The following is a 25,076-nucleotide window of genomic DNA, read 5'->3' as shown; positions in this document are numbered from 1 at the left end:
GCAGGTCAGGCCCGTGTGGAGGCCCCGTGAAGAGCCRCCCCCGAGCGACTACCATGGACCGGAAAGGGGAACACCCATGCGCTTCCTGCCTGGCCACGCGGCCACCTCAGACCTCACCTACGGAGACGTCTTCCTCGTCCCGTCGCGTTCCGAGGTCGCCTCCCGCTTCGACGTCGACCTCACGGCCGTCGACGGGACCGGCACCACCGTCCCGATCGTCGTCGCCAACATGACCGCCGTCGCCGGTCGTCGGATGGCCGAGACGGTCGCCCGCCGCGGCGGCATCACCGTCCTCTCGCAGGACGTGCCCACCGACGTCGTGGCCGAGGTGGTCTCGTCCGTCAAGGCGCGCCACACCGTGATCGAGAGCGCCGTCGTCGTCAGCCCGCACGACACCGTGCACACCGCGCTGACGCTCATCGGCAAGCGCGCGCACGGCGCCGCCGTCGTGGTCGAGGACGGCAAGCCCGTCGGCGTGGTCACCGAGGCCGACTGCGGCGGCGTGGACCGCTTCACCCAGGTCTCCGAGGTGATGAGCGCCCAGCCCAGCACCGTCGACCTGTCCGTCGTCGAGCAGGGCGGCCTGCGCGGCCTCGAGGCGGCGTTCGAGCAGCTGCACGCCTCGCGCCGCAAGTTCTCCCCCGTCGTGCGCGACGGCGAGCTGGTCGGCGTGCTCACGCAGGTCGGCGCGCTGCGCTCGTCGATCTACCAGCCGGCTGTCGACGCGGACGGGCGCCTGCGCGTCGCGGCGGCCGTCGGGATCAACGGCGACGTCAAGCAGAAGGCCCTCGAGCTGCTCGAGGCCGGCGTCGACGTGCTCGTCGTGGACACCGCGCACGGCCACCAGCGCAAGATGCTCGACGCGCTCGGCGCGGTCCGCTCGCTCGACCCGCAGGTGCCGGTCGTGGCGGGCAACGTCGTCACCGCCGAGGGCACGCGCGATCTCATCGCCGCCGGCGCGGACATCGTCAAGGTCGGCGTCGGCCCCGGCGCCATGTGCACCACGCGCATGATGACCGCGGTGGGCCGCCCGCAGTTCTCCGCCGTGCTCGAGTGCGCGGCCGAGGCCCGTCGCCTGGGCAAGCACGTGTGGGCCGACGGCGGCGTGCGGCACCCGCGCGACGTCGCCCTCGCACTGGCCGCCGGCGCGTCGCAGGTCATGGTCGGCTCGTGGTTCGCGGGGACGCACGAGTCCCCCGGCGACCTGCACGAGGACGGCAACGGCCGGCTCTACAAGGAGTCGTTCGGCATGGCGTCGGCGCGTGCCGTGGCCGCCCGCACCCGCGGCGGCTCGGCGTTCGACCGGGCGCGCAAGGGGCTGTACGAGGAGGGCATCTCGTCCTCCCGGATGTTCCTGGACCCCCGCCGGCCCGGCGTCGAGGACCTCATCGACACCATCACCGCGGGCGTCCGCTCGGCGGCGACCTACGTCGGCGCCACGTCGATCGACGAGCTCCACGAGCGCGCGGTCGTCGGCATCCAGTCGGCCGCGGGCTACGAGGAGGGGCGCCCGCTGCCCGACGGGTGGTGAGCGCGATGCGTCCCGTCCTCGTGGTCACGCACGCGCCGCACGAGGGCCCGGGCCTGATCGCCCGCGGCCTCGACGCGCCGATCCGGGTCCGCACGGTGATCGACCTCGACGATGCGCGGCTCCCGTCGCTCGACGAGATCTCGGGCGTCGTCGTCATGGGCGGACCGATGGACGCCGACGACGTGCCGGGTCACCCGGGCCTGGCTGCCGAGCGCGCGCTGCTCGCGGCCGCGGTCGACGCCGACGTCCCGGTGCTCGGCGTGTGCCTCGGCATGCAGCTGCTCGCGCTCGCGCTGGGCGCCCGGCTGCACCTGCGCGCCGCCACCGAGATCGGCTTCGCTCCCGTCGACATCGACGTGGAGGACCCGGTGCTCGGCGCGCTGGGCACCCGGCCGACAGTGCTGCACTGGCACTCCGACGCCGTCGACCTCCCCCCGGGCGCGACGCTCCTGGCCTCGACGGAGGCGACACCCGTGCAGGCGTTCCGCGCCGGCAGCGCGCTGGGCCTGCAGTTCCACCCCGAGCTCGACGCCGGGATGCTCGACCTCTGGCTCTCGACGCCGGACATGGTCGCCGAGCTCGGCGAGGACGAGATCGAGGAGATCCGGGCCGCCGGGGCCCGTCACCTGCCGGGGCTGGTCCCTGCCGCCGAGAAGATGTTCGCCGGCTTCGGGGAGCTCGTCCGGGCCCGCGGATGACCGACCCGACCCCGGAGCAGGCTGGGGCGCGCGCCGAGCTGGTCGACCTGTGCACGCGCGGGATCGACTGGCGGATGGACCCGGCGCGGGTGCTCGAGGACCCCTCGACGGCCCGACCGGCCGCGGTGCTGGTGCTCTTCGGCGTGCTGGACGCGCTGCCCGCGCGCGCCGACACCCCCGCGGTGGCCGGCGACCTCGACGTGCTGCTCCAGCGCCGCTCGGGCACGCTCGGCCACCACGCCGGGCAGATCGCGTTCCCCGGCGGACGCCTGGAGCCGGACGACGCCGGGCCGCGCGAGGCCGCCCTGCGCGAGGCGGTCGAGGAGGTCGGGCTGGACCCGTCCGGCGTCGACGTCCTCGGCACCCTCCCGCCGCTGCCCGTCCCGGTGAGCAACCACCTGGTCACCCCCGTGCCGGCCTGGTGGACCAGGCCGTCGGTGGTCGCCGCGGTCGATCATGCCGAGACGGTCGACGTGTTCCGCGTCCCCGTCGCGGACCTGCTCGACCCCGCCCACCGCGCGAGCGTCGAGCACACCCGCTGGGGCCGCGTGGTCCGGACGCCGGCGTTCACCGTGGACGGCCTGCTGGTCTGGGGGTTCACCGGGATCGTGCTGGCGCGCATGTTCGACGCGCTCGGCTGGTCCGTGCCGTACGACGTCCACCGCATCGTCTCGGCCCGCTGAGGTGGTCCATCCCGTCCCCGAGATCGAGGTCACGGAGCAGCTCGCCCGCGCCCTCCTGGCCGAGCAGCACCCCGACCTGGCCGACCTGCCCCTGACCTGGGCCGGCACCGGCTGGGACAACGCCCTGTGGCGGCTGGGCGACCACCTGGCCGCCCGGTTCCCCGTCCGCGAGATCGCCGCTCCCCTGGTCGCCCACGAGCAGCGCTGGCTGCCGGTCCTGGCGCCGCGCCTGCCGGTCGACGTGCCCGTCCCCGTCCGCGTCGGGCTGCCGTCGGCCACCTACCCCTGGCCATGGAGCGTCGTGCCGTGGTTCGACGCCGTGGCCGCGCACCGCACCCCCGTGCCCGGTCGCACGGCGTGGGCGACGCACCTGGCCGACGTGTTCGTCGCGCTGCACCGTCCCGCGCCCGACGACGCGCCGGTCAACCCGTTCCGCGGCGTCCCGATCGCGCCCCGCGAGCCCGCGCTGCGCGAACGGCTCGACGCCCTCGCCCTGCCCGACCGTGACCGGATCCTCGAGACCTGGCGTTCGCTGGCAGCCTCTCCCGACTGGGACGGGCCGGCCCTCTGGCTGCACGGCGACCCCCACCCGGCGAACCTGCTGGTCCACGACGGTCACCTGCGGGCGGTCATCGACTTCGGGGACGTGACCTCCGGCGACCCGGCGTCCGACCTGTCGACCGCGTGGCTGACGTTCGACGCCGAGGGACGGGCGGCCTTCCGGGACCGGCTCGCGTACGACGACGCGACGTGGCGACGGGCACGGGCCTGGGCGCTGCACATGGCGGTCATGCTGCAGATGCACCCGGTCGACCACCCGACCCTCGCGGAGATCGGCCGGCACGGGATCGCGCAGGCCCTCGCCGACGGGTGAGTCGGCCTAGGCTCGCACCGAGGGAACGGAGCCGGTCGTCATGAGCACCGCGTTGATCGTCGTGGACGTGCAGAACGACTTCTGCGAGGGCGGCTCCCTGGCCGTCACGGGTGGGGCCCGGGTCGCCGCCGGCATCTCCGCGTACCTGAACGCGAACGCGGACGACTACGAGCTCGTCGTCGCCACCCGCGACTGGCACGCTCCGCTGCCTGACACCAACGACGGGCACTTCGCGGCCGACGGCGTCGAGCCCGACTACGTCCACACCTGGCCCGTGCACTGCGTCGCTCACACCCGTGGCGCCGAGTACCACCCGGACCTCCGGTTGCCGGCCGAGAGCCTGGTCGAGGTGGTCAAGGGCGAGTCCCGCCAGGACTACTCGGGGTTCGAGGGGCGCATCCTCGGCGCCGGGCCGGACACCGCAGACCTGGCGACGACCCTGCGCCGGCACGGGGTCGACAGCGTCGACGTCGTCGGCCTGGCCACCGACTACTGCGTCCGCGCGACGGCGCTCGAGGCCCAGGACGCGGGATTCGGCGTGCGCGTCCTGACCGAGCTCGTCGCCGGTGTGGCACCCGACTCCTCGGCCGCCGCCCTCGACGAGCTCGCCACCGCCGGGATCGCCGTGGTGCCGGCACAGCCCGGGGACTGAGGCCGTGGCGGACACCCCGAACAAGACGACGGCCACCGACGCCGACGTCGCCGCGTTCATCGCGGCGGTGGACCACCCGGTCCGACGGCGGGACGCGGAGCGCCTGGTGGCCCTCATGACCCGCGTGACGGGGCAGCCGCCGCGGATGTGGGGCCCGAGCATCGTCGGCTTCGGCACGTACCACTACCGCTACCCGTCGGGCCGCGAGGGCGACATGGCCGCGGCGGGGTTCTCGCCACGCAGGGGTGCGACGTCGATCTACCTCCCCGACGGCGTCGACGCGCACGCCGACCTCCTGGCGGCCCTCGGGCCGCACACCCTCGGCAGGGGCTGCCTCTACGTCAAGGACCTGGACACGGTCGACCTGGCCGTCCTCGAGGAGGTCGTGCGCCGCTCGTACGCCACGGTCACGGCAGGCGGGTTCGGCACCCGTCTCTCCTGACGGTCGAGGCGTCGAACCTCGCTCCCTACCCCACCGCGACGGAGACGACGACGTCGTCGACGCCGGCGACGACGCTCACGTCGGTGACGGACACGCCCGCCGGGAGCAGGGCAGCGAGGTCGATCCTGCGGGCTGCCACGGCCGCGATCCTCGAGCGGAACGGCGCGACGAGCGCGCTCACGATCGGGTTGCTGCTGGAGATCTCCGCGTCGCGGACCGAGAGCACGAGCGCGTCGTCGATCCGGGCCTCGGCCGTCACCTCGACCGCGGCGCGCACGACGCTCTTCCTCACCGTCGCCTCGGCGCGCACGGACAGCGCGCGCGGCCCGAGGTTCTCGAGCTCGATGTCGAGGGCGGTCAGCGTGAACCCCCGCTTCCTGAGCTCGTCGCCGAGCATCGCCCGCGCCGCGGCCTCGATGTCCTTCCGGGGCGCGGAGAACCGGGCCGTACCCACCACCGGGGCGCTCTGGGACGGTGGCTGCACCTCGATGACCAGCTCGTCCTTGGAGCTGGTGGCCCAGGCGAAGGGCACCTCGCTCATGACGATGTCGACGTCCACGGGAACAGCCGCGACGGTCACCGGGTGGGCGACGACCTCGAGCCTGTGGAGGACCGCCGGCTCGCGGTGCGCGACCTCGACGGCGGAGGGGCGCATGGGGTGCGGTCCGTCGAGATCGATCGCGACGCCGGAGGCATCGACGACCAGTGCCGAGATGTCGGCGCCGTCGAGCGACGCGGTGACGACCACCTGGTCCAGCCCGCGAGCACCGGGCCCACCGAGGGTGGACAGGAGCTCTCGGACCCGGCCGGCGATCTCCGCGTCGCTGGTGGGCCGAGGGGCCGGACCGAACGGGACCTGGCGCTCATCGGTCATCCCGCGAGGCTAGGCCGCGCCGTCCGCCCTCACAACGCGTGGCCACCCGTGCCGAGCACGCCGCGAGCCCGGCCCCGACCGGGACCGGGCTCGCGGACGAGTGCGTCAGGCCTTGACGAGCGAGCGCAGGACGTACTGCAGGATGCCGCCGTTGCGGTAGTAGTCCGCCTCGCCGGGGGTGTCGATGCGCAGCACCGCGTCGAAGGCCACGACCGTGCCGTCGGCCTTCGTCGCCGTCACGGCCAGCGTGCTCGGCGTGGTGCCCTCGTTCAGCGCGGTGACGCCGGTGATGTCGAACGTCTCGGTGCCGTCCAGGCCGAGCGAGTCGGCCGACTCCCCCTCCGGGAACTGCAGCGGGAGCACGCCCATCCCGATGAGGTTGGAGCGGTGGATCCGCTCGAAGCTCTCGGTGATGACCGCCTTGACGCCCAGCAGGCTGGTGCCCTTGGCGGCCCAGTCGCGCGACGAGCCCGAGCCGTACTCCTTGCCGCCCAGGACGACCAGCGGGATGCCGGCGGCCTGGTAGGCCTGCGAGGCGTCGTAGATCGACGACTGCTCACCGGTGAGCAGGTTCTGCGTGAACCCGCCCTCGACGCCGGGGACCAGCTGGTTGCGCAGGCGGATGTTGGCGAACGTGCCGCGGATCATGACCTCGTGGTTCCCGCGGCGCGAACCGTAGGAGTTGAAGTCGCGACGACCCACGCCGTGCTCGGCCAGGTACAGACCCGCGGGGCTGTCGGCCTTGATCGAGCCGGCCGGGCTGATGTGGTCGGTGGTGACCGAGTCGCCCAGCTTGGCCAGCACCCGCGCGCCGTGGAAGTCGACGACCGGCGCGGGCTGCGCCGGCATCCCGTCGAAGTACGGGGGCTTGCGCACGTAGGTCGAGTCCTGGTCCCACTCGAACGTGTCGCCCTCGGGCGTCGGCAGCGCGCGCCACCGGTCGTCGCCCGTGAACACGTCGGCGTAGTCCTTGGTGAACATCGCGCGGTCGATCGAGGCGTCGATCGTGGACTGCACCTCGTCCGGCGTCGGCCAGATGTCCCGCAGGAAGATCGGCTGCCCGGCCTCGTCGCGGCCCAGCGGGTCCGACTCGAAGTCGAAGTCCATGGTCCCGGCCAGGGCGTACGCGATGACCAGCGGCGGGGAGGCCAGGTAGTTCATCTTGATGTCGGGGTTGATGCGACCCTCGAAGTTGCGGTTGCCGGACAGCACGGCGGCCACGGCGAGGTCGTGCTCCTGCACGGTCTCCGAGACCTTCTCGTCCAGCGGGCCCGAGTTGCCGATGCAGGTGGCGCAGCCGTAGCCGACCAGGTGGAAGCCCAGCTTCTCGAGGTACGGCCAGAGGCCCGCCTTCTCGTAGTAGTTGGTGACCACCTGCGAGCCGGGCGCCATCGACGTCTTGACCCACGGCTTCGCGGTCAGGCCCTTCTCGACGGCCTTCTTGGCGACGAGCGCCGCGGCGATCATCACCGACGGGTTCGACGTGTTGGTGCAGCTCGTGATCGACGCGATCGCGACAGCGCCGTGGAACAGGTCGAACGAGCGGCCCTGGGTGTCGGTCGTCGGGTACACGCGCATGGCGGACGAGGTGATCGCGGGCGAGTCGGACGCGGGGAACGACTCGCGCTCGGCCTCGTCGACCCCGTTGGTGACCTCGGGCGCGTAGGTGGGCAGGTCGCGCTGGAACTGCTCCTTGGCCCGCGACAGCTCGATGCGGTCCTGCGGGCGCTTCGGGCCGGCGATGGACGGGACCACCGTGGACAGGTCGAGCTCGAGGTACTCGGAGAACACCGGCTGGACGTAGCTGTCCAGCGTCGGGTCCAGCCACATGCCCTGCTCCTTGGCGTACGCCTCGACGAGCGCGAGCTGCTCCTCGGAGCGCCCGGTCAGGCGCAGGTACTCGATCGTCACGGAGTCGATCGGGAAGATCGCGGCGGTGGAGCCGAACTCGGGGCTCATGTTGCCGATGGTGGCGCGGTTGGCCAGCGGCACGGCCGCGACGCCCTCGCCGTAGAACTCGACGAACTTGCCGACGACGCCGTGCTGGCGCAGCTTCTGGGTGATGGTCAGCACGATGTCGGTCGCCGTGACCCCGAGCGGGATGCTGCCGGTCAGCTTGAAGCCGACGACCCGCGGGATGAGCATCGACACGGGCTGGCCCAGCATGGCCGCCTCGGCCTCGATGCCGCCGACGCCCCAGCCGAGCACGSCSAGGCCGTTGACCATCGTCGTGTGCGAGTCGGTGCCGACGCAGGTGTCGGGGTACGCGCGCCCGTCGCGGACCATGACGACGCGGGCCAGGTACTCGATGTTGACCTGGTGGACGATGCCGGTGCCCGGCGGGACGACCTTGAAGTCGTCGAACGCCGTCTGGCCCCAGCGCAGGAACTGGTAGCGCTCGCGGTTGCGCTCGTACTCCAGCGCCACGTTGCGCTCGAACGCGTCGGCGCGGCCGGCGACGTCGATCTGCACGGAGTGGTCGATGACCAGCTCGGCGGGCGCGAGCGGGTTGATGCGGCTGGCGTCGCCACCCAGGTCGACGACGGCCTCACGCATGGTGGCCAGGTCGACGACGCAGGGCACGCCGGTGAAGTCCTGCATGATCACGCGGGCCGGCGTGAACTGGATCTCGGTGTCGGGCTGGGCGTCCGGGTCCCACTCGGCGAGCGCGCGCACGTGGTCGGCCGTGATGTTCGCGCCGTCCTCGGTCCGCAGGAGGTTCTCGGCGAGCACCTTGAGGCTGAACGGGAGCTTCTCCACCCCCGGCACGGCCGAGAGGCGGTAGACCTCGTAGGAGGCGTCACCGACCTCCAGTGTTCCCTTCGAACCGAAGCTGTCGACGCTGCTCACGGGGGCTCCTTCGCTGGCGAGTCTGCCGGTGGTGCTGCCGGGGATGGGGGTCACCCGGGCCGCTGGGCGGTGCGACCTCCCAGCCTACGGGGGCCGGGGTCGCGAACTATCTCGACATCAAGATACATCCTCGCGGGCCCCCGCGCACGCGCGTCCACGTCGGCGTGGCGCGCGCCCGCGGGGGCCCAGCGGCGTGCGTCGGTGGTGCTCAGTGCTGGGCGGCCCGCTCCGCGTCGACCGCGTCCTGCGCCTTGCGCTCGGCCTCGATCGCGCGCTGGTGCGACCGCGGGTCGTAGTCGGGCGTGCCCTGCTTGTGCAGCTCCTGGGTGACCAGCCGCTTGGCCTCCGCCAGCCGGCTCACCGCATCCTTCTCGCTCACCGTGCCGCTCCCCTCTGCCGGGCCGCGCGGTCCGGCGTCTCCTCCCACGCTAGCCCGCTGCACCACCGCCCGCACCCACTCATCGGGTCAGGACGGCGACCGCCTCGAGGTGGTGCGTCATCGGGAAGAGGTCGTATGCCTGCAGGTCCGCCAGCGCGTACCCGGCGTCGGCGAACAGGGCGATGTCCCGGGCCAGGGCCGCCGGGTCGCAGGCCACGTAGACCACGCGCTCAGGGCGCAGCTCGGTGATGCCGGCGACCACCTTGCGACCGGCGCCCGTCCGGGGCGGGTCCAGGACGACGGCGTCGGCGTGCACGACGTCGGAGTCGGAGTCCACCCGGCCGGAGAGCACCTGGGCGACGTCACCGGAGTGCAGCTCGACGTTGGCGCGGGAGTGCAGGTTGCGGCGTGCGTCCTTCACGGCGCGTGCGTCACCCTCGACCGAGACGACCTCGCCGGTCTCGCCCACGGCGTCGGACAGCGGCGCGGTGAACAGCCCCGCCCCCGAGTAGAGGTCCAGCACGGCCGCACCGTCGACGTCCCCGAGCCCGGCGAGCACCGCGGCGACGAGCAGGTCCGGCGCCTCGCGGTGGACCTGCCAGAAGCCGGCGCCGGCGACGCGGAAGTCGTAGCCGACCTCGCCGGACTGGACGTGCTCCTTGACGGCCGTGCGGGCGTTCGGGCGCCCGTCCATGCGCCCGCGGCCCACGTCGAAGGGCGCGCCGTCGACCAGGACGAGCGGCGCGTCACCGCTCGACGGCGCGATCGCCTCGACGCGCGCGCCACCGGACCAGCGGCGACCGAACAGGTCGAGCGCCGCGATCGCCTCGTTGGCCAGCGGCATCGAGTCGAGCAGGTGGATGTCGTGCGACCGGAAGCCGTGCATGCCCGCGCGACCCTCGGCGTCGGTCACCAGGTCGATGCGCGTGCGCCAGCCCAGCCCGCCGCGCTCGTCGTCGCCGGGCGCGGCCTGCACCGGGACCTCGAGGTCGAGCTTGGCCAGCCGCCGCAGCTGCTCGGCCAGGACCGCCGCCTTCCACGCCCGCTGGGCGGGCAGGGCCACGTGCGCCAGCTCTCCCCCGCCGACGCCACCGGGACCCGCGGCCGGCCACGCCGACTCGACCCGGTCCGGGGACGCCTCGAGGATCTCCACCGCGTCGGCGCGCCAGAACTTGGCGGTGTCCCCGGCGTCCGTCAGGCGGGCCCGGACGCGCTCGCCGGGCAGGGTGTGCCGGACGAAGATCACGCGCCCGTCGTGCCGAGCCACGCAGTGCCCGCCGTGGGCCACCGGCCCGATCTCGAGCTCGACGAGGTCGAGCGAGCGGTCGTCTGCAGTCTCAGTAGCCACGCGGAACGGTACCCCGGACGGGGTCCTCGAGCCCCGTCTGCCCCTCGGAGGACGCCAGCTGCCACGGCACCGAGGCCACGACGACGCCCGGCGTGAACAGCAGCCGGCCCTTGAGCCGCAGCGCGCTCTGGTTGTGCAGCAGCTGCTCCCACCAGTGCCCGACCACGTACTCGGGGATGTAGACGACCACCAGGTCCCGCGGGCTGTCCCGCCGGATCGAGCGGACGTACGTCAGCACGGGCCGCGTGATCTCGCGGAACGGCGAGTCGAGCACGCGCAGCGGCACCGGGATGCTGAGCGCCTCCCACTGCTCGCGCAGCGCGACGACGTCCTCCGGATCCACCCCCACCGTGACCGCCTCGAGCACCTGCGGCCGGGAGGCCCGGGCGTAGGCCAGCGCCCGCATGGTCGGCCGGTGCAGGTGCGAGACCAGCACGATCGCGTGCACCCGGCTGGGCAGGGCCCGGGCCGACTCGGCGTCGGCGCCGAGCGCGAGCTCCTCGCGGACACGGGCGTAGTGCCGGTGGATCGACTGCATGAGCACGAACACGACGACCATCGCCAGGATCGCGATGTACGCGCCGTGCGTGAACTTGGTGATGAGGACGACGACGAGCACCGTCGCGGTCATCACCAGGCCGACCGAGTTGATGATGCGCGAACGCTTCATCTGCGCGCGGGTCGCCGGGTCCGGCTCGGTGCGCAGGTGCCGGGTCCAGTGCCGGACCATGCCCAGCTGGCTCACCGTGAACGACACGAACACGCCGACGATGTACAGCTGGATCAGGCGCGTGACCTCGGCGTCGAACGCGATGATCAGCACGATCGCGACCAGCGCGAGGGTCACGATGCCGTTGGAGTACGCCAGCCGGTCGCCGCGGGTGTGCAGCTGCCGTGGCAGGTATCCGTCGCGCGCCAGGATCGAGCCGAGCACGGGGAAGCCGTTGAACGCGGTGTTGGCCGCGAGCACGAGGATGAGACCCGTGACGATGGCGACGAACACCGCCATCCACGGGACGCTGTGGAACACGGTGGACGAGAGCTGGCTGATCACGGGGTGCTGGACGTAGGACTCGCCGACGGGCACGCCGTTCTCCAGCAGCTGGGTCTGCGGGTCGTCGGCGAACATCACGCCCGTCGCGCGCGCCAGCAGCAGGATCGCCATGATCATCGTGATCGAGAGCCCGCCGAGCAGCGCCAGCGTGGTGGCGGCGTTCTTGGACTTGGGCTTCTTGAACGCCGGCACGCCGTTGCTGATGGCCTCGACGCCGGTCAGCGCGGCACAGCCCGACGCGAACGCGCGCAGGATCAGGAAGAAGCCGGCCAGGCCCGTGAGGCCCTGGTCGAAGGCGGCGGACGGCGCCAGCTCGAACTTCGCGCTCTCCGCCATCTGCAGGTTGCCCGTGAACAGCTGGATCGCGCCGACCAGGGCGACGGCGCCGATCGCGAACATGAACAGATAGACCGGGATGGCGAAGAGACTCCCGGACTCCTTGACGCCCCGCAGGTTGGCGACCGTGAGCAGGACCACCAGCCCCACCGCGAACGCCGCCTCGTGCCCTCTCAGCGGCGGGAACGCCGTGGCGGCGTACTGGGCGCCCGACGAGATCGACACGGCCACCGTGAGCACGTAGTCGACCAGCAGCGCGCTGGCCACGGTCACGCCGGCGTTGGGGCCGAGGTTGGTCGTGGCGACCTCGTAGTCACCGCCGCCGGAGGGGTAGGCGTGCACGTTCTGCCGGTACGACGCGACGACGACCACCATCACGAAGACCACCGCGAGACCGACCCACGGCGAGACGACCAGGGCGGCCGCGCCGGCGAGGGAGAGCGTCAGCAGGATCTCGTCGGGCGCGTACGCCACCGACGAGAGTGCGTCCGACGCGAACACCGGCAGCGCGATGCGCTTCGGCAGGAGAGTGTGGCCGAGCAGGTCACTGCGGACGGGACGTCCGAGCAACAGGCGTTTGGCGGCATCCGAGAGGTCCGACACGATGCGCAATGCTAGGCCCGCCGGGGGCCGGCCACACCACACGCACCGGCGAGCCCCGTCACGGTATAGCGTGCCGCACTGTGCACTTCGTGATCATGGGATGCGGCCGGGTCGGGGCGACCCTCGCCAAGAGCCTCGAGGACAACGGACACTCCGTCTCGGTCATCGACCAGAACCCTGAGGCGTTCCGGCGCCTCGTCGACTTCGGCGGGAACAAGGTCACGGGCCTCGGCTTCGACCGCGACACGCTCACGCAGGCGGGCATCGAGGACGCCTTCGCGTTCGCCGCCGTCTCGGACGGCGACAACTCGAACATCCTGGCCGCGCGGGTGGTGCGCGAGACGTTCGGCATCGAGAACGTCGTCGCGCGCATCTACGACCCCCACCGCGCCGAGATCTACCAGCGCCTCGGCATCCCGACCGTGGCGACCGTGACGTGGACGGCCCACCAGGTCCTGCGCCGCCTGCTGCCCATGGGCGCCTCCGACGAGTACCGCGACGCGTCCGGCCAGATCCAGCTCTCGCAGATCGACATCCACGAGGGCTGGGTGGGCAAGCCGCTGCGCACCCTCGAGGAGGCCAGCGGCGCCCGCGTCGCGTACGTCACCCGCTACGGCGACGGCATCCTGCCGACGTCCACCACCGTCCTGCAGGAGAACGACACCGTGCACGTGCTCATGCGGGCGGACTCGTCCGCCCTGGTCGAACGGGTCCTCACCACACCCCCGGCGGTGGAGGCATGAGGGTCGTCATCGCGGGTGCCGGCTCGGTCGGCCGCTCGATCGCACGCGAGCTGCTCGGGCACGGCCACGAGGTCACGCTCATCGACCGCCAGCCGTCCGCCATGCGGGTCTCGCAGGTCGCCGACGCCGACTGGCTGCTGGCCGACGCGTGCGAGCTCCCCACGCTCCGCCAGGTCAAGGCCGAGGACGCCGACGTGGTCGTCGCAGCGACCGGCGACGACAAGGYGAACCTGGTCATCTCGCTGCTGGCCAAGACGGAGTTCGGCGTCCCCCGCACGGTCGCGCGCGTGAACAACCCGAAGAACGAGTGGATGTTCGACGAGGCCTGGGGCGTGGACGTCGCCGTGTCGACGCCGCGCATCATGACGGCCATGGTCGAGGAGGCCGTGACCGTCGGCGACCTGGTGCGGATCTTCACGTTCCACCAGTCCCGCGCGGACATCCTCGAGCTCACGCTGCCCGAGGACTCGCCGCTCGCGGGGGTCCGCGTCGGTCAGATCGAGTGGCCGGCTGACACCGTGCTCGCGTGCATCGTGCGTGACGCGCGACCGATCGCGCCCAGCGCCGACGACACGCTCGAGGGCCGGGACGAGCTGCTGTTCGTCACGGCTCGGGAAGCGGACGAGGCTGAGCTGGAAGCGCTGCTGACCCGCGGACCACGAGCCAGCTGACCCAGAGCGCCAGCGCGGTCCCCGGCAGGCCCATGACCAGCTTGGCCGTGCCCAGCCACGTGACCTCGGAGCTGAGGTACAGCGGCAGCTGGACGGCCAGGCGCAGGCCGAAGAGGGCGACGAACGGCAGCGTGGCGAGCGCGTAGCGCCTGCGCAGCGGCCGGTCGTGCCGCCAGGCGACGGCCCCCGCCCACGAGCCGCCGTCGTTGAGGGGCCCCGCCTTCGAGAAGAGCCCCACGACGAGTCCGACCAGCGGCCAGCCGACGAGGACGGTGAGCAGCGTCCCGAGGAACCACGACACGTTCACCCACAGCCCGTAGGCGAAGAAGTCCTTCGCGTTGCCGGTCTTCCACGCCCAGAACACGCCGATCGCGACGCCGAGGAAGCCGCCGAACGCCATCGTCGGGGGCTGGCGCTGCACGAGCCGCACGACGACGGTGATCACCGCGGCGGCCAGGGCGACCACGAGCGCCGGCGCGAGCCGCTGCCCGGTCGCGACGAACACGACGACGAACAGCAGACCGGGCGCGACGGACTCGACGATCCCCCGCGTGCCGCCGACGGCGTCGGAGGCCGAGAACGTGTCCGACGCCAGCACGCGCATGCCCCGCACCGGGCCGTCCTGCGGGTCGACGACGTCATCCACGGCCTCCAGGAGGCGCTCCGCGTCGTCCGGCTCCCGCGGGTCCCCGGTCCCGGGCTCACTCACCGGGACGCGGCCGCAGCTCGTAGCGCGGGTTGAACACGGTGCGCCGGCCGTCGATGAGACACACGAGGCCCTCGATCTTCAGGCGACGGCCGGGCGTGACACCGGCGATCTCGCGGCGGCCGAGCCAGACCAGGTCCAGCGAGCCGCTGCCGTCGTACAGCTCCGCCTCGAGCGCCGGGACGCCCTCGCGCGGGCGCAGCGTGACGGACCGGATGACACCGGAGACGCTCGCCCGCGAGCGGTCCGTCAGCTGGTCGACCGGCGTGCAGCCGACCGAGCGGTGCGCGTCGGCACGCTCCTCGTCGGCCTCGATCTCGGCCTGGGAGGCGACCGCCTTCTTCAGGCGTTCCTTGAGGCTCATCGGATCTCCGTGATCTCGGGGCCGCGGGTCAGCGGGTCGAAGTCCGGCGTCGCGGGCGTGCCCTCCGACGGGGCGGCGGGCTCGAGGTTCGGCGTCCCCGGACCGGGGAGCCGCAGCGTCAGCAGGTCACGCGGCGGGCGGGCGTCCGTGCCACGCACCACGACGATGCCCGCGAAGAGCTGCTCGAGCGCGGTCGCGGCGGCGGGCTCCACGGCCGCGCGCCCGGTGATCACGCCGCGCACGAACCACCGGGGGCCGTCCGCGCCGATGAAGCGGGCCGGCCGGTGGCCGGTGCGGCCCTCGGGGGTGCGGACGGGCAGCCGGGCCAGGAGCTCGCGGCCGAACGGCCCGGGCAGGTCGTCGGCCGAGCCACCCTGCTGCGTGACCGACTCGGCGATCTCCGCGCGGATCTCGTCCCAGATGCCGTCGGTGCGCGGCGCGGCGAAAGCCTGCACCTGCAGCGAGGAGCCGTCGAGCAGGATCGACGCCGCGGAGACGACGTCGGTCGCCTTGTCGATCTCCATCCGCAGCTCCATGCCCTGGAGCCCCGGCAGCAGGATCGCCCCGAGGTCCACCCGCGGGAGGTCGTCGTCGACCTGCGAGGAGTCCCACGGGCCGCCCGTGCGTGCGACGGGTGCGGGCGGCTCGACGTCGGTCTCGTCGTCGACCGTGCTCGTCGCGTCGACGTCCTCGGCCTCGGTCACCGCGTCATCGGTGGCGGGATCCTTCCCACCACGCCGGAACAGCGCCACGTGCTCACTCCTCTTCGACGCGCCCGCGCGCATCAGTTGCCTACGTCTCGACAGTAGTCCCGACCTACGCGGTCGGTGCAGCCTTCCAGCCGCCGCTGGAGCCGAAGCCACCCTCGCCGCGGTGCGACCCGGGCAGCTGCTCGACCTCCACGAAACGCACCCGCTCGACGCGCTGGACGACCAGCTGCGCGATGCGGTCGCCCCGGTGCAGCTCGAGCGCGTGCTCGACGTCCGTGTTGAGCAGGGTCACCGCGATCTCGCCGCGGTAGCCGGCGTCGACGGTGCCGGGCGCGTTGACGATCGTCAGCCCGTGCCGCATGGCCAGGCCCGAGCGCGGGTGCACGAACGCGGCGAACCCGTCCGGCAGCGCGATGGCCACGCCCGTGGGCACGGTCACCCGGCCCTGCGGCGGGATGACGACGTCGATCCTGGAGACCAGGTCGGCGCCGGCGTCACCGGGGTGCGCGTACGCGGGTGCGGGCAGGTCGGGGTCGAGGCGGAGCAGGAGCACCTCGGTGCTGGGGTCGGCCGTCACGGGGCCAGACCCTACCCGCCGGATGGGATGCTGGGTGCATGCCCCCCGCGCACACCACCGCACCCCCGTACGCCGAGCGGCTGTGGCTCGGTCCGCTCGGCTGGGTGCTGCTCGTCGTCTTCGCATTGATGATGTCGATCGCGTTCGTCCCGGTCGACGTGCGGCTCGCCGCCGTGATCGGGCTGGCGGTCGTCGGCGTCGGCGCTGCGGTGCTCGTCGTCGCCGCTCCACGGGTCGAGGTGACGGACGGGACGTTCCGCGCGGGCTCCGCGCGCATCCCCGTGAGCCTGCTCGGCGCGGCGGTCCCGCTCGACGCCGCCGCCACCAAGGCCGAGCTGGGCCCCCGCCTCGACGCCCGCGCCCACCTGGTGCTGCGGGGCTGGATCCACACGGCCGTGCGCGTGGAGCTCCGGGACCCGCAGGACCCGACGCCCTACTGGGTCGTCTCCACCCGCCACCCGGCCGAGCTCGCCGCTGCCCTGCACGCCTGAGGGCCGGTCACCCCGTCGTGCGGGATGACCGGCCCTCAGGTCAGTCGTGGTTCGGTGGAGCTGCTCAGGCGGCGCACTCGGAGCAGACGGGTCGACCGTCGCGCTCGTAGGCGAGCTGGCTGCGGTGGTGCACCAGGAAGCAGCTCGAGCAGGTGAACTCGTCCGCCTGCCGAGGAAGGACGCGCACAGAGAGCTCCTCGCCGGACAGGTCCGCGCCCGGGAGCTCGAACCCTTCGGCCGCCTCGGTCTCGTCCTCGTCCACCACGCCCGAGTTCTTGTCGGAGCGCCGAGCCTGGAGCTCCTGGAGCGAGTCCTCGCTCAGGTCCTCCTCGGTCTTGCGCGGGGCGTCGTAGTCGGTAGCCATGTGTGGCGTCACACTCCGTGTCTGGATGGAATCTCGTACGCGGATCAATGCAGGCGACGTGCTTTTTGTTCCCGCGCGGTGGGATTCTGCACCACTTTCGAGCCACGAGCGAACCGGACGCGCGACCATTTTCGTCACACCTGCCGTGGGAGCGTTTTCAGACGTCGGAATCGGCGCCGAGGCCCTCCAGGAGGGCGATCAGCTCCGTCACCCGTTCGGCCGAACCGGCCACGGTCATGGACTCCTGCGCCGGCTGCCCGCGCAGGCCCGTGACCTGCGCACCTGCCTCCTGCGCGACCAAGGCGCCGGCGGCGAGGTCCCACGGCTGCAGACCGCGCTCGAAGTACAGGTCGAGCCCCCCGGCGGCGAGGGTGCACAGGTCCAGCGCGGCCGATCCGACGCGACGAATATCACGTACCTGCGGCAACAGTTCTGAGACGATCCGCGCCTGTGACCGCCGCCGGGCGGCTGTGTATCCGAATCCCGTGCCCACCAGGGAGTCGATCAACGGTCGCGCGGGGTTCGCGTGCAGCTCGCGCCCGCCGAGCCGCGCGCCGAGCCCACGCCCCGCCGTGTACGACCGACCGTCCTCCGGGGCGAACACGCAGCCGGCCACGACGGTCCACGATGCGGGCTCCGGAGGGCCGACGACCGCCGCGACCGACACGGCGTACGCGGGCAGCCCGTAGAGGTAGTTGACCGTCCCGTCGATGGGGTCGACCACCCACGTGATCCCGGAGGTGCCGCTCTCGAAGCCCTCCTCCTCGCCCAGGATCCCGTCGTCGGGACGCAGCTCCGCGAGCCGGCGACGCAGCAGCGCCTCGGACGCGAGGTCCATCGCCGTCACCACGTCCTGGGCGCTGGACTTGGTCGCCGCGACGGACACGTGCTGCCGCCGGCCCTCGAGGATCAGTGCGCCGGCCTCGCGGGCCAGGGTCTCGGCCACGGCGACGAGCGGGCGGACCTGGTCGGGATCGTCGGGGTTCACCCGCTCATCCTGTCAGCGGACGGTGCCGCGCCACGGACCGGGAGCCTTCAGCTGGTAGCGCAGGGCGAGCACCCGCAGGGCGAAGATGGCGACCACGACGGTGACGCTCGTCGCGGTGGTCAGCGCGCCCTGCCACCAGAGGACGGCCGTCGCCGTCGAGCCGAGCAGCGCCGGGATCGCGTACAGCTGCCGGTGGTGCAGCACCACCGGCACCTCGCCCGAGAGCAGGTCGCGCAGCACTCCCCCGCCCACCCCGCTCATCACGCCGACGATGACGGCCGCGGTGAGGGTCGTGCCGTACTCCAGCCCCTTGGTCGTCCCGACGACGCTGAACAGCGCGAGCGCGCCCGCGTCGAGCACCACGATGAACCGCCGCGCGCGCTCGAGCCGCGGATGGAAGAAGTAGATGAGGGCCGCGCCGGCGACGGCGGTGACGATGAAGCGCCAGTTCGAGATGCCGACGGGCGGGACCGCCCCGATGAGCACGTCCCGCAGGATGCCGCCGCCCAGCCCTGCCGCCCAGCCGAGCACGAGGATGCCGAAGACGTCGAACTGCTTGCGCACGGCGGCGAGCGCGCCGGACATCGAACCGACGAAGACCCCGACGAGCTCGAGGACCGGTTCGAGGGGGATGTCGGTGTCCACGCGGGGAATCATCGCAGCGACGGCCCGGCAGCCGATGCGCGGCGCACCGTCCGGGGTGCGCGCCGTCGCGGCCGATCGGTGGCAGGCTCGTGCCGAGTTACCGGGAGGTCGCATGGGTGAGCTGGAGCTGGTGGGTCTGCACGAGGACGGGGAGCATCTCGTCCTGGTGGCCCCGGACGGGGCGCGTTTCCGCCTGCGCATCGACGAGCCGTTGCGGGCTGCTGTGCGTCGCGACCGACCGCAGCTCGAGCAGCTGCGCGCGGAGAGCGCCGGCACGCTCAGCCCCCGGGAGATCCAGGCGCGCATCCGCGCCGGCGCCACGACCCAGGAGGTCGCGGACGACGCGGGCCTGCCCATCGAGCGCGTGCGGCGGTACGAGGGTCCGGTGCTGGCCGAGCGCGAGCACATCGCCGAACAGGCCCGGGGCACGCGCGTCGGTCGCGACATCGGCGCGCCGACGCTCGGCGACCTGGTGACGGACCGGCTCGCTGCGCGCGGCGTCGACCTCGGCTCGCTCGCCTGGGACGCCGCCCGCGACGCGTCCGGCCCGTGGGTCGTGCTCGCGAGGTTCGCCGTCGGCGACGCCGAGCACGAGGCCCGCTGGACGTTCGACCCGGCCAAGCGCACCGTCGTGGCCGACGAGGACGAGGCCCGCTGGCTCTCCGAGACCGAGATCGCGGACGAGCCCGTCTCGCGGCGGCACCTCGCGGCGGTCCGCGACGTCGTCTTCGACTTCCAGGGCGACGTCCCGACGCTGCGCCAGGACGACAGCGAGCCCGTGGAGCCCGTCGAGCCGACGCCCGACCCGCACGAGGAGACCGCGTCCCTGCTGGACGACCTGCGCAGCCGCCGCGGCGTCCGCCAGGCCGTCGAGCTCGGGGACGAGGACGACGACGACGACGCCGAGGCGTTCGAGGGGTTCGGCCCGCAGCACGCGTTCGACTTCGGTCGGCTGGACACCTCGGTGCCGGGCGCGCACCCCGTCGACGCCCCCGACGAGGCCGTCGTCTATCCCCCGCCGGCCGCCGTCCCCGAGCCGGTCACCACGCCCGCCGCGCCCGCGGCCGAGCACGACGAGACCGAACGGCCCCGTGGCCGGCGCGGCCGCGCCAAGGTGCCCAGCTGGGACGAGATCGTCTTCGGCGCGAAGCCCGAGTAGGGCTCAGGGCTCCAGCGGCTCCAGCGGCTCAGCGGCTCAGCTCGACGCTGGTCGACGACGACGACGCGCGGGCGGCCGCGGCCGTCATCCGACGCATGTGGTGCCGGCGGCACAGGACCTCGTAGGCGACCTCGTCGGCGTCGGCCTCGACGTCACCGACCACCACCTGAGCACCCTCGACGACCATGGTGCCGCCGATCGTCCGGGCGTTGTGCGTGGCCCGAGCGCCGCACCAGCACAGCGCGCGCACCTGCAGGATCTCGACCCGGTCGGCCAGCTCGACCAGCCGGGCGGCGCCGGGGAACAGTCGGGCCCGGAAGTCCGTCGAGATGCCGAACACGTAGACGTCGACCGCGAGCTCGTCGACGACGCGGGCGAGCTGCTCGACCTGGGCGGCCGTGTAGAACTGCGCCTCGTCGCCGATCAGGTAGTCGACGGGCTGCCCGTGCGTCCGCCGCGAGATGACGTCCGACCAGAAGTCGGTGGTGTCGTCGACCTCGTGGGCGCTCTGGGTCAGGCCGAGCCGCGAGGAGATGGTCGCGGCGCCGGCCCGGTCCTGCCGGGTGAACAGCACGCCGTCCCGGCCCCGGGCCGCGTGGTTGTGGTGCATCTGGAGCGCGAGCGTCGACTTGCCGCTGTCCATGGTGCCCGAGAAGAAGACCAGCTCGGCCATCAGGCGACCACCACGCACGGGACGAGCATCTCGAGGCGGGTCAGGGACCCGTGCACGCCGACGAGGTCGAGCGAGGCCGCCGTCTGGGTCCGCGAGTCCACGACGGTCGCCCGGCCGGTCATCGCGACGACCACGTCGCCGATCACCGGCAGCACGTGCGCGGAGATCTCCCCGAACCACGACTCGGCAGCAGCCTCGGCCCGCGTGACGACGACGGCCGACCCGCCCAGCACGTCGCGCCAGCGGTCGGCCACGGTCGCCGGGTCGACACCGCGTGCGAGGTGCAGGTGCAGCGCGCGGGGCTCGCCGGCGACCAGCTCGACGCCCTCGCCCAGCGCCCGGTCCGTGGCGACGTCCCAGCGCTCCGCGCGGTCCACGTCGACCATGCCGTGGTCGGCGGTCACCAGCAGCACGGTGTCGCGGGGCAGCATCCGCGCGAGCCGGCCGAGCTCGCTGTCGAGCGCGGCGAGGGCGTCACCCCACTGCCACGAGCCCCAGCCGTGGTGGTGGCCCGCCTTGTCGACGTCCCCCCAGTAGAGGTACGCGACGCCCGGCTTGCGCAGCGCGTCCACCGTCGCGTCCACCCGGGCCTCGAGGGACTCGGCCGCCCGGTAGGTCGGGCCGCGCAGGGCGGCCTCGGTCAGCCCCGAGCCCGAGAACCGCGCCGGACCGATGCTCGTCACGGTGGTCCCCGCCGCGACGAGCTGCTCGAACACGGTGAGCTCGCGCTGCCACTCCCGGGCCGGGGGCAGCCCCGTCCAGCTGACCAGGTTGCCCAGCTCGCCCGTCGCGGGATCCCGGACGGTGTAACCCAGCATCCCGGTGCGACCGGGCGGCAGCGCGACGCCGAAGGTGCCCATCGCGGTCGCCGTCGTCGACGGGAACGTGCTGGTCAGCGGTGTGGAGTCCCCCAGCCGTCGGCGCAGGAAGGGTGCGTGGCCGGCGCGCTCGGCGAGGTTCGCGTGGCCGAGCCCGTCGACCAGGACGACGCACACCCGGGAGGCCGACGGGAGGCTCAGCATCGCCTGGGACAGAGCGGCGTCCGGCACGGAGTCGACGCCGATCGCACCGGCGACGGCGGGCAGGACGCGACCGAGGCACGGGTAGAGCGAGTTCGGCGCCACGAGATCGGCAGCCGCGAGCTCCGCACGCAAACGTGGCGACGTGGAGGTCAGCGACGTCGGCGCCTCGAGGTCCGTCATCGCGCCCGGGCGCTCGCCGCCGACAGCTGCCGGGCGAACGCCGTGGCCGCGCGCACCGAGTCGACCCCCTCGGCCGCGGAGCTCACCCGGACCACGACGTCGTCGGGCGCGAGCGTGCCGGTCAGGCCGTGGTCGGCGTCGCAGCTGGGGTCGCCGCAGGTGGCCGGCTCCAGGTCGACGCGGGAGACGGCGCCCCAGCCGATCACGAGCGTCAGCTCCTGGGCGGGCTGGCCGGGCACGTGCTTCTCGGGCAGCGGCACCACGTGCGTCAGCGCCACGGACGTCAGCTCGGCCAGCGGCACGGCCTCGGTCGTCGCGGACGCCGACGCCGACGGGTGCTCGGAGTCGGCCGGGTGGTCGTCGACGTGGGCGACGACGAGGCGCGTGGGCGTCAGGACCAGCACGGTGACGTGGCGGCGCACCTCGGCGGCGTCGAAGGTCGTCTCGGGATGGACCAGGTGAGCCACGATCTCTTCGTCGGCGAGGGCTACGTCGAGCACGTCGACGACGAGCTCCGGGTAGTAGCCGGCACGGTGGAGATCGTGGTGCAGGGCGGGAGCAGCAGCGGGCACCCGCCCATCCTCCCACCTCGGGGGCCGACTCCTGCGAGTTCGCACGGCGTCACACCCTCGACAGCCGTCGGGTGGCGTCCGCACGGTCCGCCCGGGACACGGCAGCGCGGGCGCCGAGCACCACGACACCGTGCTCCCAGACCACCACGGGGTTGAGCTCGAGCGAGCGCAGCTCGGGCAGGTCGTCGGCGAGGACGGCGACCCGGGCGACCAGGTCCTCGAGCGCGGCGACGTCGAGGGCCGGCAGTCCGCGGTACCCGAAGAGCCGGGGCGCGGCCCGGGCCGTGCGGATCAGCTCCGCGACGTCGACGTCGGTCAGCGGCGGCACGCCGTACGCGATGTCGCCCAGCAGGTCCGAGGCGTCGCCGGCGAGCCCGAAGCTGATGATCGGGCCGAACAGGGGGTCCTCGACGCTCCGCACGACGCAGGCGGAGCCGCGCGGCGCCATCACCTGCACCTCCAGCGGCTCGTCGTCGTCGGCGCCCTGGTGACCGGCCGCGAGCGCGAGCACCTGGGTGACGTCGGTGCGCAGCTGGGACTCGTCGGCGATGTCGAGCCGCACGCCGCCGAGGTCGGCCCGGTGGCGCAGGGCCGGGACCGTCGTCTTGAGGGCGACCGGCCACCCGAGCTGCTCGGCGGCTGCGACGGCCTCGTCCGCGTCGTGCACGCGGGTGCTCGGCAGCACGGAGACGCCGACCGCCGCCAGGAGCTCGGCGGTCCGGGCGCTGTCGAGCGCGAGCGCCTGCCCCGGCTCCTCCGCGGCCAGCCAGCCCGCCACCAGCCGGCGTGCGACGCGCGTCTCCGCACCGGYCGGGTGCAGCGGCCGACCGCGGTCCCCGGCGCGCCAGCCCGCGTACCGCGCGGCGTGGCCCAGCGCCAGCGCCGCGTCCTCGGGGGTGCTGTACGCCGGCACGGTCCACTGCCGGCCGTCGTCGTCCGCCGCGGTCAGCTCGGGCGTGAGCCCGTGCAGGTCGTACATGCAGGCGACGGTCGTCCGCCCCGACCGCGCCGCCGCGCGCGCCACGGCCTCCTGCAGCGCGACGTCCGGGCCGCCGACGGTCGGGATCCGCACCACGACGACGACGTCGCTGTCCTGCGTCGCGTAGAGCTCGTCGACGGCCGCCCGGACGCGGTCCGGCGACGCGTCCTCGGGCAGCAGCTGGACGTGCCCGCTGACCACSAGMCCGGCSGCCGCCACRGCCTCGGCGACGAGSGCCGCSACSGACGCGGAGCTSGCCAGGATCGCCGTRCGSCGSCCSGCSGGCAGCGGCTGGTGCGCGAGSACCTGGGCGACGTCGAGCATCTGGTGCGTGTTCTCCACCCGGACCACGCCCGACTGCCGCAGCATCTCGGYGAGCGTGCGGGGCGGGGCGTGGGTCGGCCGCACCGCGTGCCCCGGCGGCACGACCTGCCCGGAGCGACCCGCCGTGACCACGATCACCGGCTTGATCAGCGAGAGCCGCCGCGCGACGCGGGAGAACTTCCGCGGGTTGCCCAGGGACTCCAGGTACAGGCCGACGACCTCCGTGCCGTCGTCGTCGGCCCAGAACTGCATGAGGTCGTTCCCCGACACGTCGGCGCGGTGCCCGGCCGACACGAACTGCGACAGCCCGATCCCCCGTCGTCGGACCGCCGCCAGCACCGCGACGGCGAGCGGTGCCGACTGGCAGAACAGGCCGATCCGGCCGGGCGCCGGCGGCGTGCTGGCCAACGACGCGTTGAGCTGCAGGCCGCCCGACCGCGTCGAGACGATGCCGTACGAGCCGGGCCCCACCACCCGCATGCCCGCGCCGTGGGCCGCCCGCAGGAGCGCGCGCTGCCGGTCCAGGCCGTCGGGCCCCTCCTCGGCGAACCCGGCGGTGAGCAGGACGACCCCGCGCACGCCCAGCCGGGACAGGCCGCGCACCACGTCCGTCGCCTCCTCGGCGGGGACGGCGACGACGGCGAGCCCGACCGGCCCGGGCACGTCGGCGAGGCGCAGGTCCGAGGCCGTCCCGTGAACTCCCACTGCGTGCACGGCGACCGACGGGTCCCCCGCGAGCAGGTCGGCCAGGACGCTCGCGGCCAGCCGCCCCGCGAACGTCTCCGCCCGCTCGGCGCCCGGCCCCACGACCACCACCGAGTCCGCGTGCAGGAGGTCCCGCATCGAGCGCGCCTCGGCCCGGTGCTCGCGGTCCGCCATCACGGCGAGCGACCGGTCCGTCGGGTCGATGTCGAACCCGACGGCGACGATGCCGTCCTCGGTGACCTGGCGGACCTCGTAGCCCGCCTCCCGGAACACCCCGATCATGYGGCCGTTCTGCGGCAGCACCTCCGCGACGAACCGGCGCACGCCCCGCTCCCTGGCCGCCGCGGCGAGGTGCTCGAGCAGCACCGACCCGAGCCCCCGCCCCTGGTGCGCGTCGGCGATGTTGAACGCCACCTCGGCCTCGTCGTCGCCGATCCGGTCGTACCGCGCGACCCCGATGATCTGCTCGACCGCGTCCGGGTCGGCCCCGCTGGAGACCGCCACGAGCGCGACGCGGTCGACATGGTCGACGTTCACCAGTCGCTCGAGGTCCCGCTCGGGGAGCCGCTCGAGCGGGGCGAAGAACCGCAGGTAGGTCGACCGCTCGGACTGTGCGACGTGGAACGCCTGGAGCGCGTCGGCATCGGTGGGCCGCATGGGTCGCACGTGCGTGGTCGACCCGTCGTGCAGCACGACGTCCGCCTCCCACGAGGCCGGGTACGAGGGCACCGGTCGCGGGAGGCCGTCAGCCGTGACGTCCGCCATGAGAGTCACGCTAGTGCGGCGTGCCGCCCCCCGTGGCCTCAAGTCAGCGCGCCGCGGCCCGTCGGAGCGCCGGCACGGTCCACAATGGTCGCCGCACCGCAGACCGGCCCCCGA

26 protein-coding genes are annotated in these 25,076 nt (G+C 73.5%); 10 read left to right on the top strand and 16 right to left on the bottom strand.

Translation table 11 applies throughout. The features are described 5' to 3' along the window. Positions 1-76: 76 nt before the first annotated feature. Genes ACXJKG_RS01195 through ACXJKG_RS01170 form a run of 6 tightly spaced genes read left to right on the top strand, consistent with a single transcriptional unit; the run spans position 77 to position 4,880 of the window. Entirely contained in the window at positions 77-1,531 is a 1,455-nt protein-coding gene (locus tag ACXJKG_RS01195; RefSeq protein ID WP_456843931.1) for a GuaB1 family IMP dehydrogenase-related protein, read from the top strand. 5 nt (positions 1,532-1,536) lie between these two features. Further along, positions 1,537-2,229, top strand: a complete 693-nt coding sequence (locus ACXJKG_RS01190) for a type 1 glutamine amidotransferase (protein ID WP_456843930.1) — start codon at positions 1,537-1,539, stop codon at positions 2,227-2,229. Beyond that, positions 2,226-2,912 (top strand): NUDIX hydrolase, encoded by a 687-nt coding sequence (locus ACXJKG_RS01185; RefSeq protein ID WP_456843929.1) that lies wholly within the window; start codon positions 2,226-2,228, stop codon positions 2,910-2,912. Before ACXJKG_RS01190 ends, ACXJKG_RS01185 begins: the two co-directional genes overlap by 4 nt. 1 nt (position 2,913) lies before the next feature. Beyond that, the gene (locus ACXJKG_RS01180; RefSeq protein WP_456843928.1) at positions 2,914-3,786 is read left to right on the top strand and encodes an aminoglycoside phosphotransferase family protein; all 873 of its coding nucleotides are present in this window, start codon (positions 2,914-2,916) and stop codon (positions 3,784-3,786) included. Positions 3,787-3,826: 40 nt separating this feature from the next. Next, positions 3,827-4,438: an isochorismatase family protein gene (locus tag ACXJKG_RS01175; protein ID WP_456843927.1), complete on the top strand. Its 612-nt coding sequence runs from the start codon at positions 3,827-3,829 to the stop codon at positions 4,436-4,438. 4 nt (positions 4,439-4,442) lie between these two features. Next, positions 4,443-4,880, top strand: coding sequence for a DUF1801 domain-containing protein (locus tag ACXJKG_RS01170; protein WP_456843926.1), 438 nt, complete (start codon positions 4,443-4,445; stop codon positions 4,878-4,880). Positions 4,881-4,905: 25 nt separating this feature from the next. On the opposite strand, the gene ACXJKG_RS01165 is transcribed toward ACXJKG_RS01170, so the two are convergent. The 5 genes from ACXJKG_RS01165 to ACXJKG_RS01145 form a co-directional block, all read right to left on the bottom strand. After that, the gene (locus tag ACXJKG_RS01165; protein ID WP_456843925.1) at positions 4,906-5,754 is read right to left on the bottom strand and encodes a hypothetical protein; all 849 of its coding nucleotides are present in this window, start codon (positions 5,752-5,754) and stop codon (positions 4,906-4,908) included. 105 nt (positions 5,755-5,859) lie between these two features. Next, entirely contained in the window at positions 5,860-8,604 is a 2,745-nt protein-coding gene (acnA, locus tag ACXJKG_RS01160; protein WP_456843924.1) for an aconitate hydratase AcnA, read from the bottom strand. Positions 8,605-8,812: 208 nt separating this feature from the next. Continuing rightward, a complete protein-coding gene (locus tag ACXJKG_RS01155; protein ID WP_456843923.1) occupies positions 8,813-8,983 on the bottom strand; it encodes a translation initiation factor 2 in 171 nt (56 codons plus the stop codon). A 79-nt stretch (positions 8,984-9,062) separates the two neighbouring features. Further along, the gene (locus ACXJKG_RS01150; RefSeq protein ID WP_456843922.1) at positions 9,063-10,331 is read right to left on the bottom strand and encodes a class I SAM-dependent RNA methyltransferase; all 1,269 of its coding nucleotides are present in this window, start codon (positions 10,329-10,331) and stop codon (positions 9,063-9,065) included. Continuing rightward, a complete protein-coding gene (locus tag ACXJKG_RS01145; protein ID WP_456843921.1) occupies positions 10,321-12,324 on the bottom strand; it encodes an APC family permease in 2,004 nt (667 codons plus the stop codon). The genes ACXJKG_RS01150 and ACXJKG_RS01145 overlap by 11 nt, the downstream gene beginning before the upstream one ends. A gap of 95 nt (positions 12,325-12,419) precedes the next feature. On the opposite strand from ACXJKG_RS01145, the gene ACXJKG_RS01140 reads away from it, so the two are divergent. Together ACXJKG_RS01140 and ACXJKG_RS01135 are read left to right on the top strand one after the other, a co-directional pair. Then, entirely contained in the window at positions 12,420-13,067 is a 648-nt protein-coding gene (locus ACXJKG_RS01140; RefSeq protein WP_456843932.1) for a potassium channel family protein, read from the top strand. Then, positions 13,064-13,738, top strand: coding sequence for a potassium channel family protein (locus tag ACXJKG_RS01135; RefSeq protein ID WP_456843920.1), 675 nt, complete (start codon positions 13,064-13,066; stop codon positions 13,736-13,738). The genes ACXJKG_RS01140 and ACXJKG_RS01135 overlap by 4 nt, the downstream gene beginning before the upstream one ends. Here ACXJKG_RS01135 and ACXJKG_RS01130 read toward each other — a convergent pair. The 4 genes from ACXJKG_RS01130 to dut form a co-directional block, all read right to left on the bottom strand. Next, positions 13,671-14,447: a DUF3159 domain-containing protein gene (locus tag ACXJKG_RS01130; protein WP_456843919.1), complete on the bottom strand. Its 777-nt coding sequence runs from the start codon at positions 14,445-14,447 to the stop codon at positions 13,671-13,673. The two genes, ACXJKG_RS01135 and ACXJKG_RS01130, sit on opposite strands and share 68 nt — an antisense overlap. Beyond that, positions 14,440-14,808 (bottom strand): OB-fold nucleic acid binding domain-containing protein, encoded by a 369-nt coding sequence (locus ACXJKG_RS01125; protein WP_456843918.1) that lies wholly within the window; start codon positions 14,806-14,808, stop codon positions 14,440-14,442. The genes ACXJKG_RS01130 and ACXJKG_RS01125 overlap by 8 nt, the downstream gene beginning before the upstream one ends. Further along, on the bottom strand, positions 14,805-15,560 hold the full coding sequence (locus ACXJKG_RS01120; protein WP_456843917.1) for a DUF3710 domain-containing protein: 756 nt from the start codon (positions 15,558-15,560) through the stop codon (positions 14,805-14,807). Before ACXJKG_RS01120 ends, ACXJKG_RS01125 begins: the two co-directional genes overlap by 4 nt. 64 nt (positions 15,561-15,624) lie before the next feature. Continuing rightward, a complete protein-coding gene (gene dut / locus ACXJKG_RS01115; RefSeq protein ID WP_456843916.1) occupies positions 15,625-16,095 on the bottom strand; it encodes a dUTP diphosphatase in 471 nt (156 codons plus the stop codon). 38 nt (positions 16,096-16,133) lie between these two features. On the opposite strand from dut, the gene ACXJKG_RS01110 reads away from it, so the two are divergent. Then, the gene (locus tag ACXJKG_RS01110) at positions 16,134-16,586 is read left to right on the top strand and encodes a DUF3093 domain-containing protein (RefSeq protein WP_456843915.1); all 453 of its coding nucleotides are present in this window, start codon (positions 16,134-16,136) and stop codon (positions 16,584-16,586) included. Positions 16,587-16,650: 64 nt separating this feature from the next. Here the strand turns inward: ACXJKG_RS01110 and ACXJKG_RS01105 are convergent, their stop codons facing one another. The 3 genes from ACXJKG_RS01105 to ACXJKG_RS01095 all read right to left on the bottom strand — a co-directional run bounded on the left by ACXJKG_RS01105 (position 16,651) and on the right by ACXJKG_RS01095 (position 18,583). Continuing rightward, entirely contained in the window at positions 16,651-16,950 is a 300-nt protein-coding gene (locus tag ACXJKG_RS01105) for a DUF4193 domain-containing protein (RefSeq protein ID WP_056090713.1), read from the bottom strand. Positions 16,951-17,107: 157 nt separating this feature from the next. Next, complete coding sequence (locus tag ACXJKG_RS01100) at positions 17,108-17,938, bottom strand: inositol monophosphatase family protein (RefSeq protein ID WP_456843914.1); 831 nt, start codon at positions 17,936-17,938, stop codon at positions 17,108-17,110. 12 nt (positions 17,939-17,950) lie between these two features. Continuing rightward, entirely contained in the window at positions 17,951-18,583 is a 633-nt protein-coding gene (locus ACXJKG_RS01095) for a trimeric intracellular cation channel family protein (RefSeq protein ID WP_456843913.1), read from the bottom strand. Positions 18,584-18,695: 112 nt separating this feature from the next. Between ACXJKG_RS01095 and sepH the strand changes: the two genes are divergently transcribed. Further along, positions 18,696-19,742, top strand: coding sequence for a septation protein SepH (sepH, locus tag ACXJKG_RS01090; protein WP_456843912.1), 1,047 nt, complete (start codon positions 18,696-18,698; stop codon positions 19,740-19,742). Positions 19,743-19,770: 28 nt separating this feature from the next. Here sepH and ACXJKG_RS01085 read toward each other — a convergent pair whose 3' ends face one another. The 4 genes from ACXJKG_RS01085 to ACXJKG_RS01070 are packed head-to-tail and all read right to left on the bottom strand — an operon-like array spanning position 19,771 to position 24,962. After that, a complete protein-coding gene (locus ACXJKG_RS01085) occupies positions 19,771-20,415 on the bottom strand; it encodes a thymidine kinase (RefSeq protein ID WP_456843911.1) in 645 nt (214 codons plus the stop codon). Next, on the bottom strand, positions 20,415-21,617 hold the full coding sequence (locus ACXJKG_RS01080) for an alkaline phosphatase family protein (protein ID WP_456843910.1): 1,203 nt from the start codon (positions 21,615-21,617) through the stop codon (positions 20,415-20,417). The genes ACXJKG_RS01085 and ACXJKG_RS01080 overlap by 1 nt, the downstream gene beginning before the upstream one ends. Continuing rightward, complete coding sequence (locus tag ACXJKG_RS01075; RefSeq protein ID WP_456843909.1) at positions 21,614-22,189, bottom strand: DUF5998 family protein; 576 nt, start codon at positions 22,187-22,189, stop codon at positions 21,614-21,616. Before ACXJKG_RS01075 ends, ACXJKG_RS01080 begins: the two co-directional genes overlap by 4 nt. Before the next feature lie 49 nt (positions 22,190-22,238). Continuing rightward, on the bottom strand, positions 22,239-24,962 hold the full coding sequence (locus ACXJKG_RS01070) for a GNAT family N-acetyltransferase (protein WP_456843908.1): 2,724 nt from the start codon (positions 24,960-24,962) through the stop codon (positions 22,239-22,241). Between the last annotated feature and the right edge of the window lie 114 nt (positions 24,963-25,076).

The sequence above is a fragment of the Cellulomonas sp. P5_C6 genome, assembly GCF_054049635.1.
This window is presented reverse-complemented; position numbering and strand designations above follow the sequence as displayed.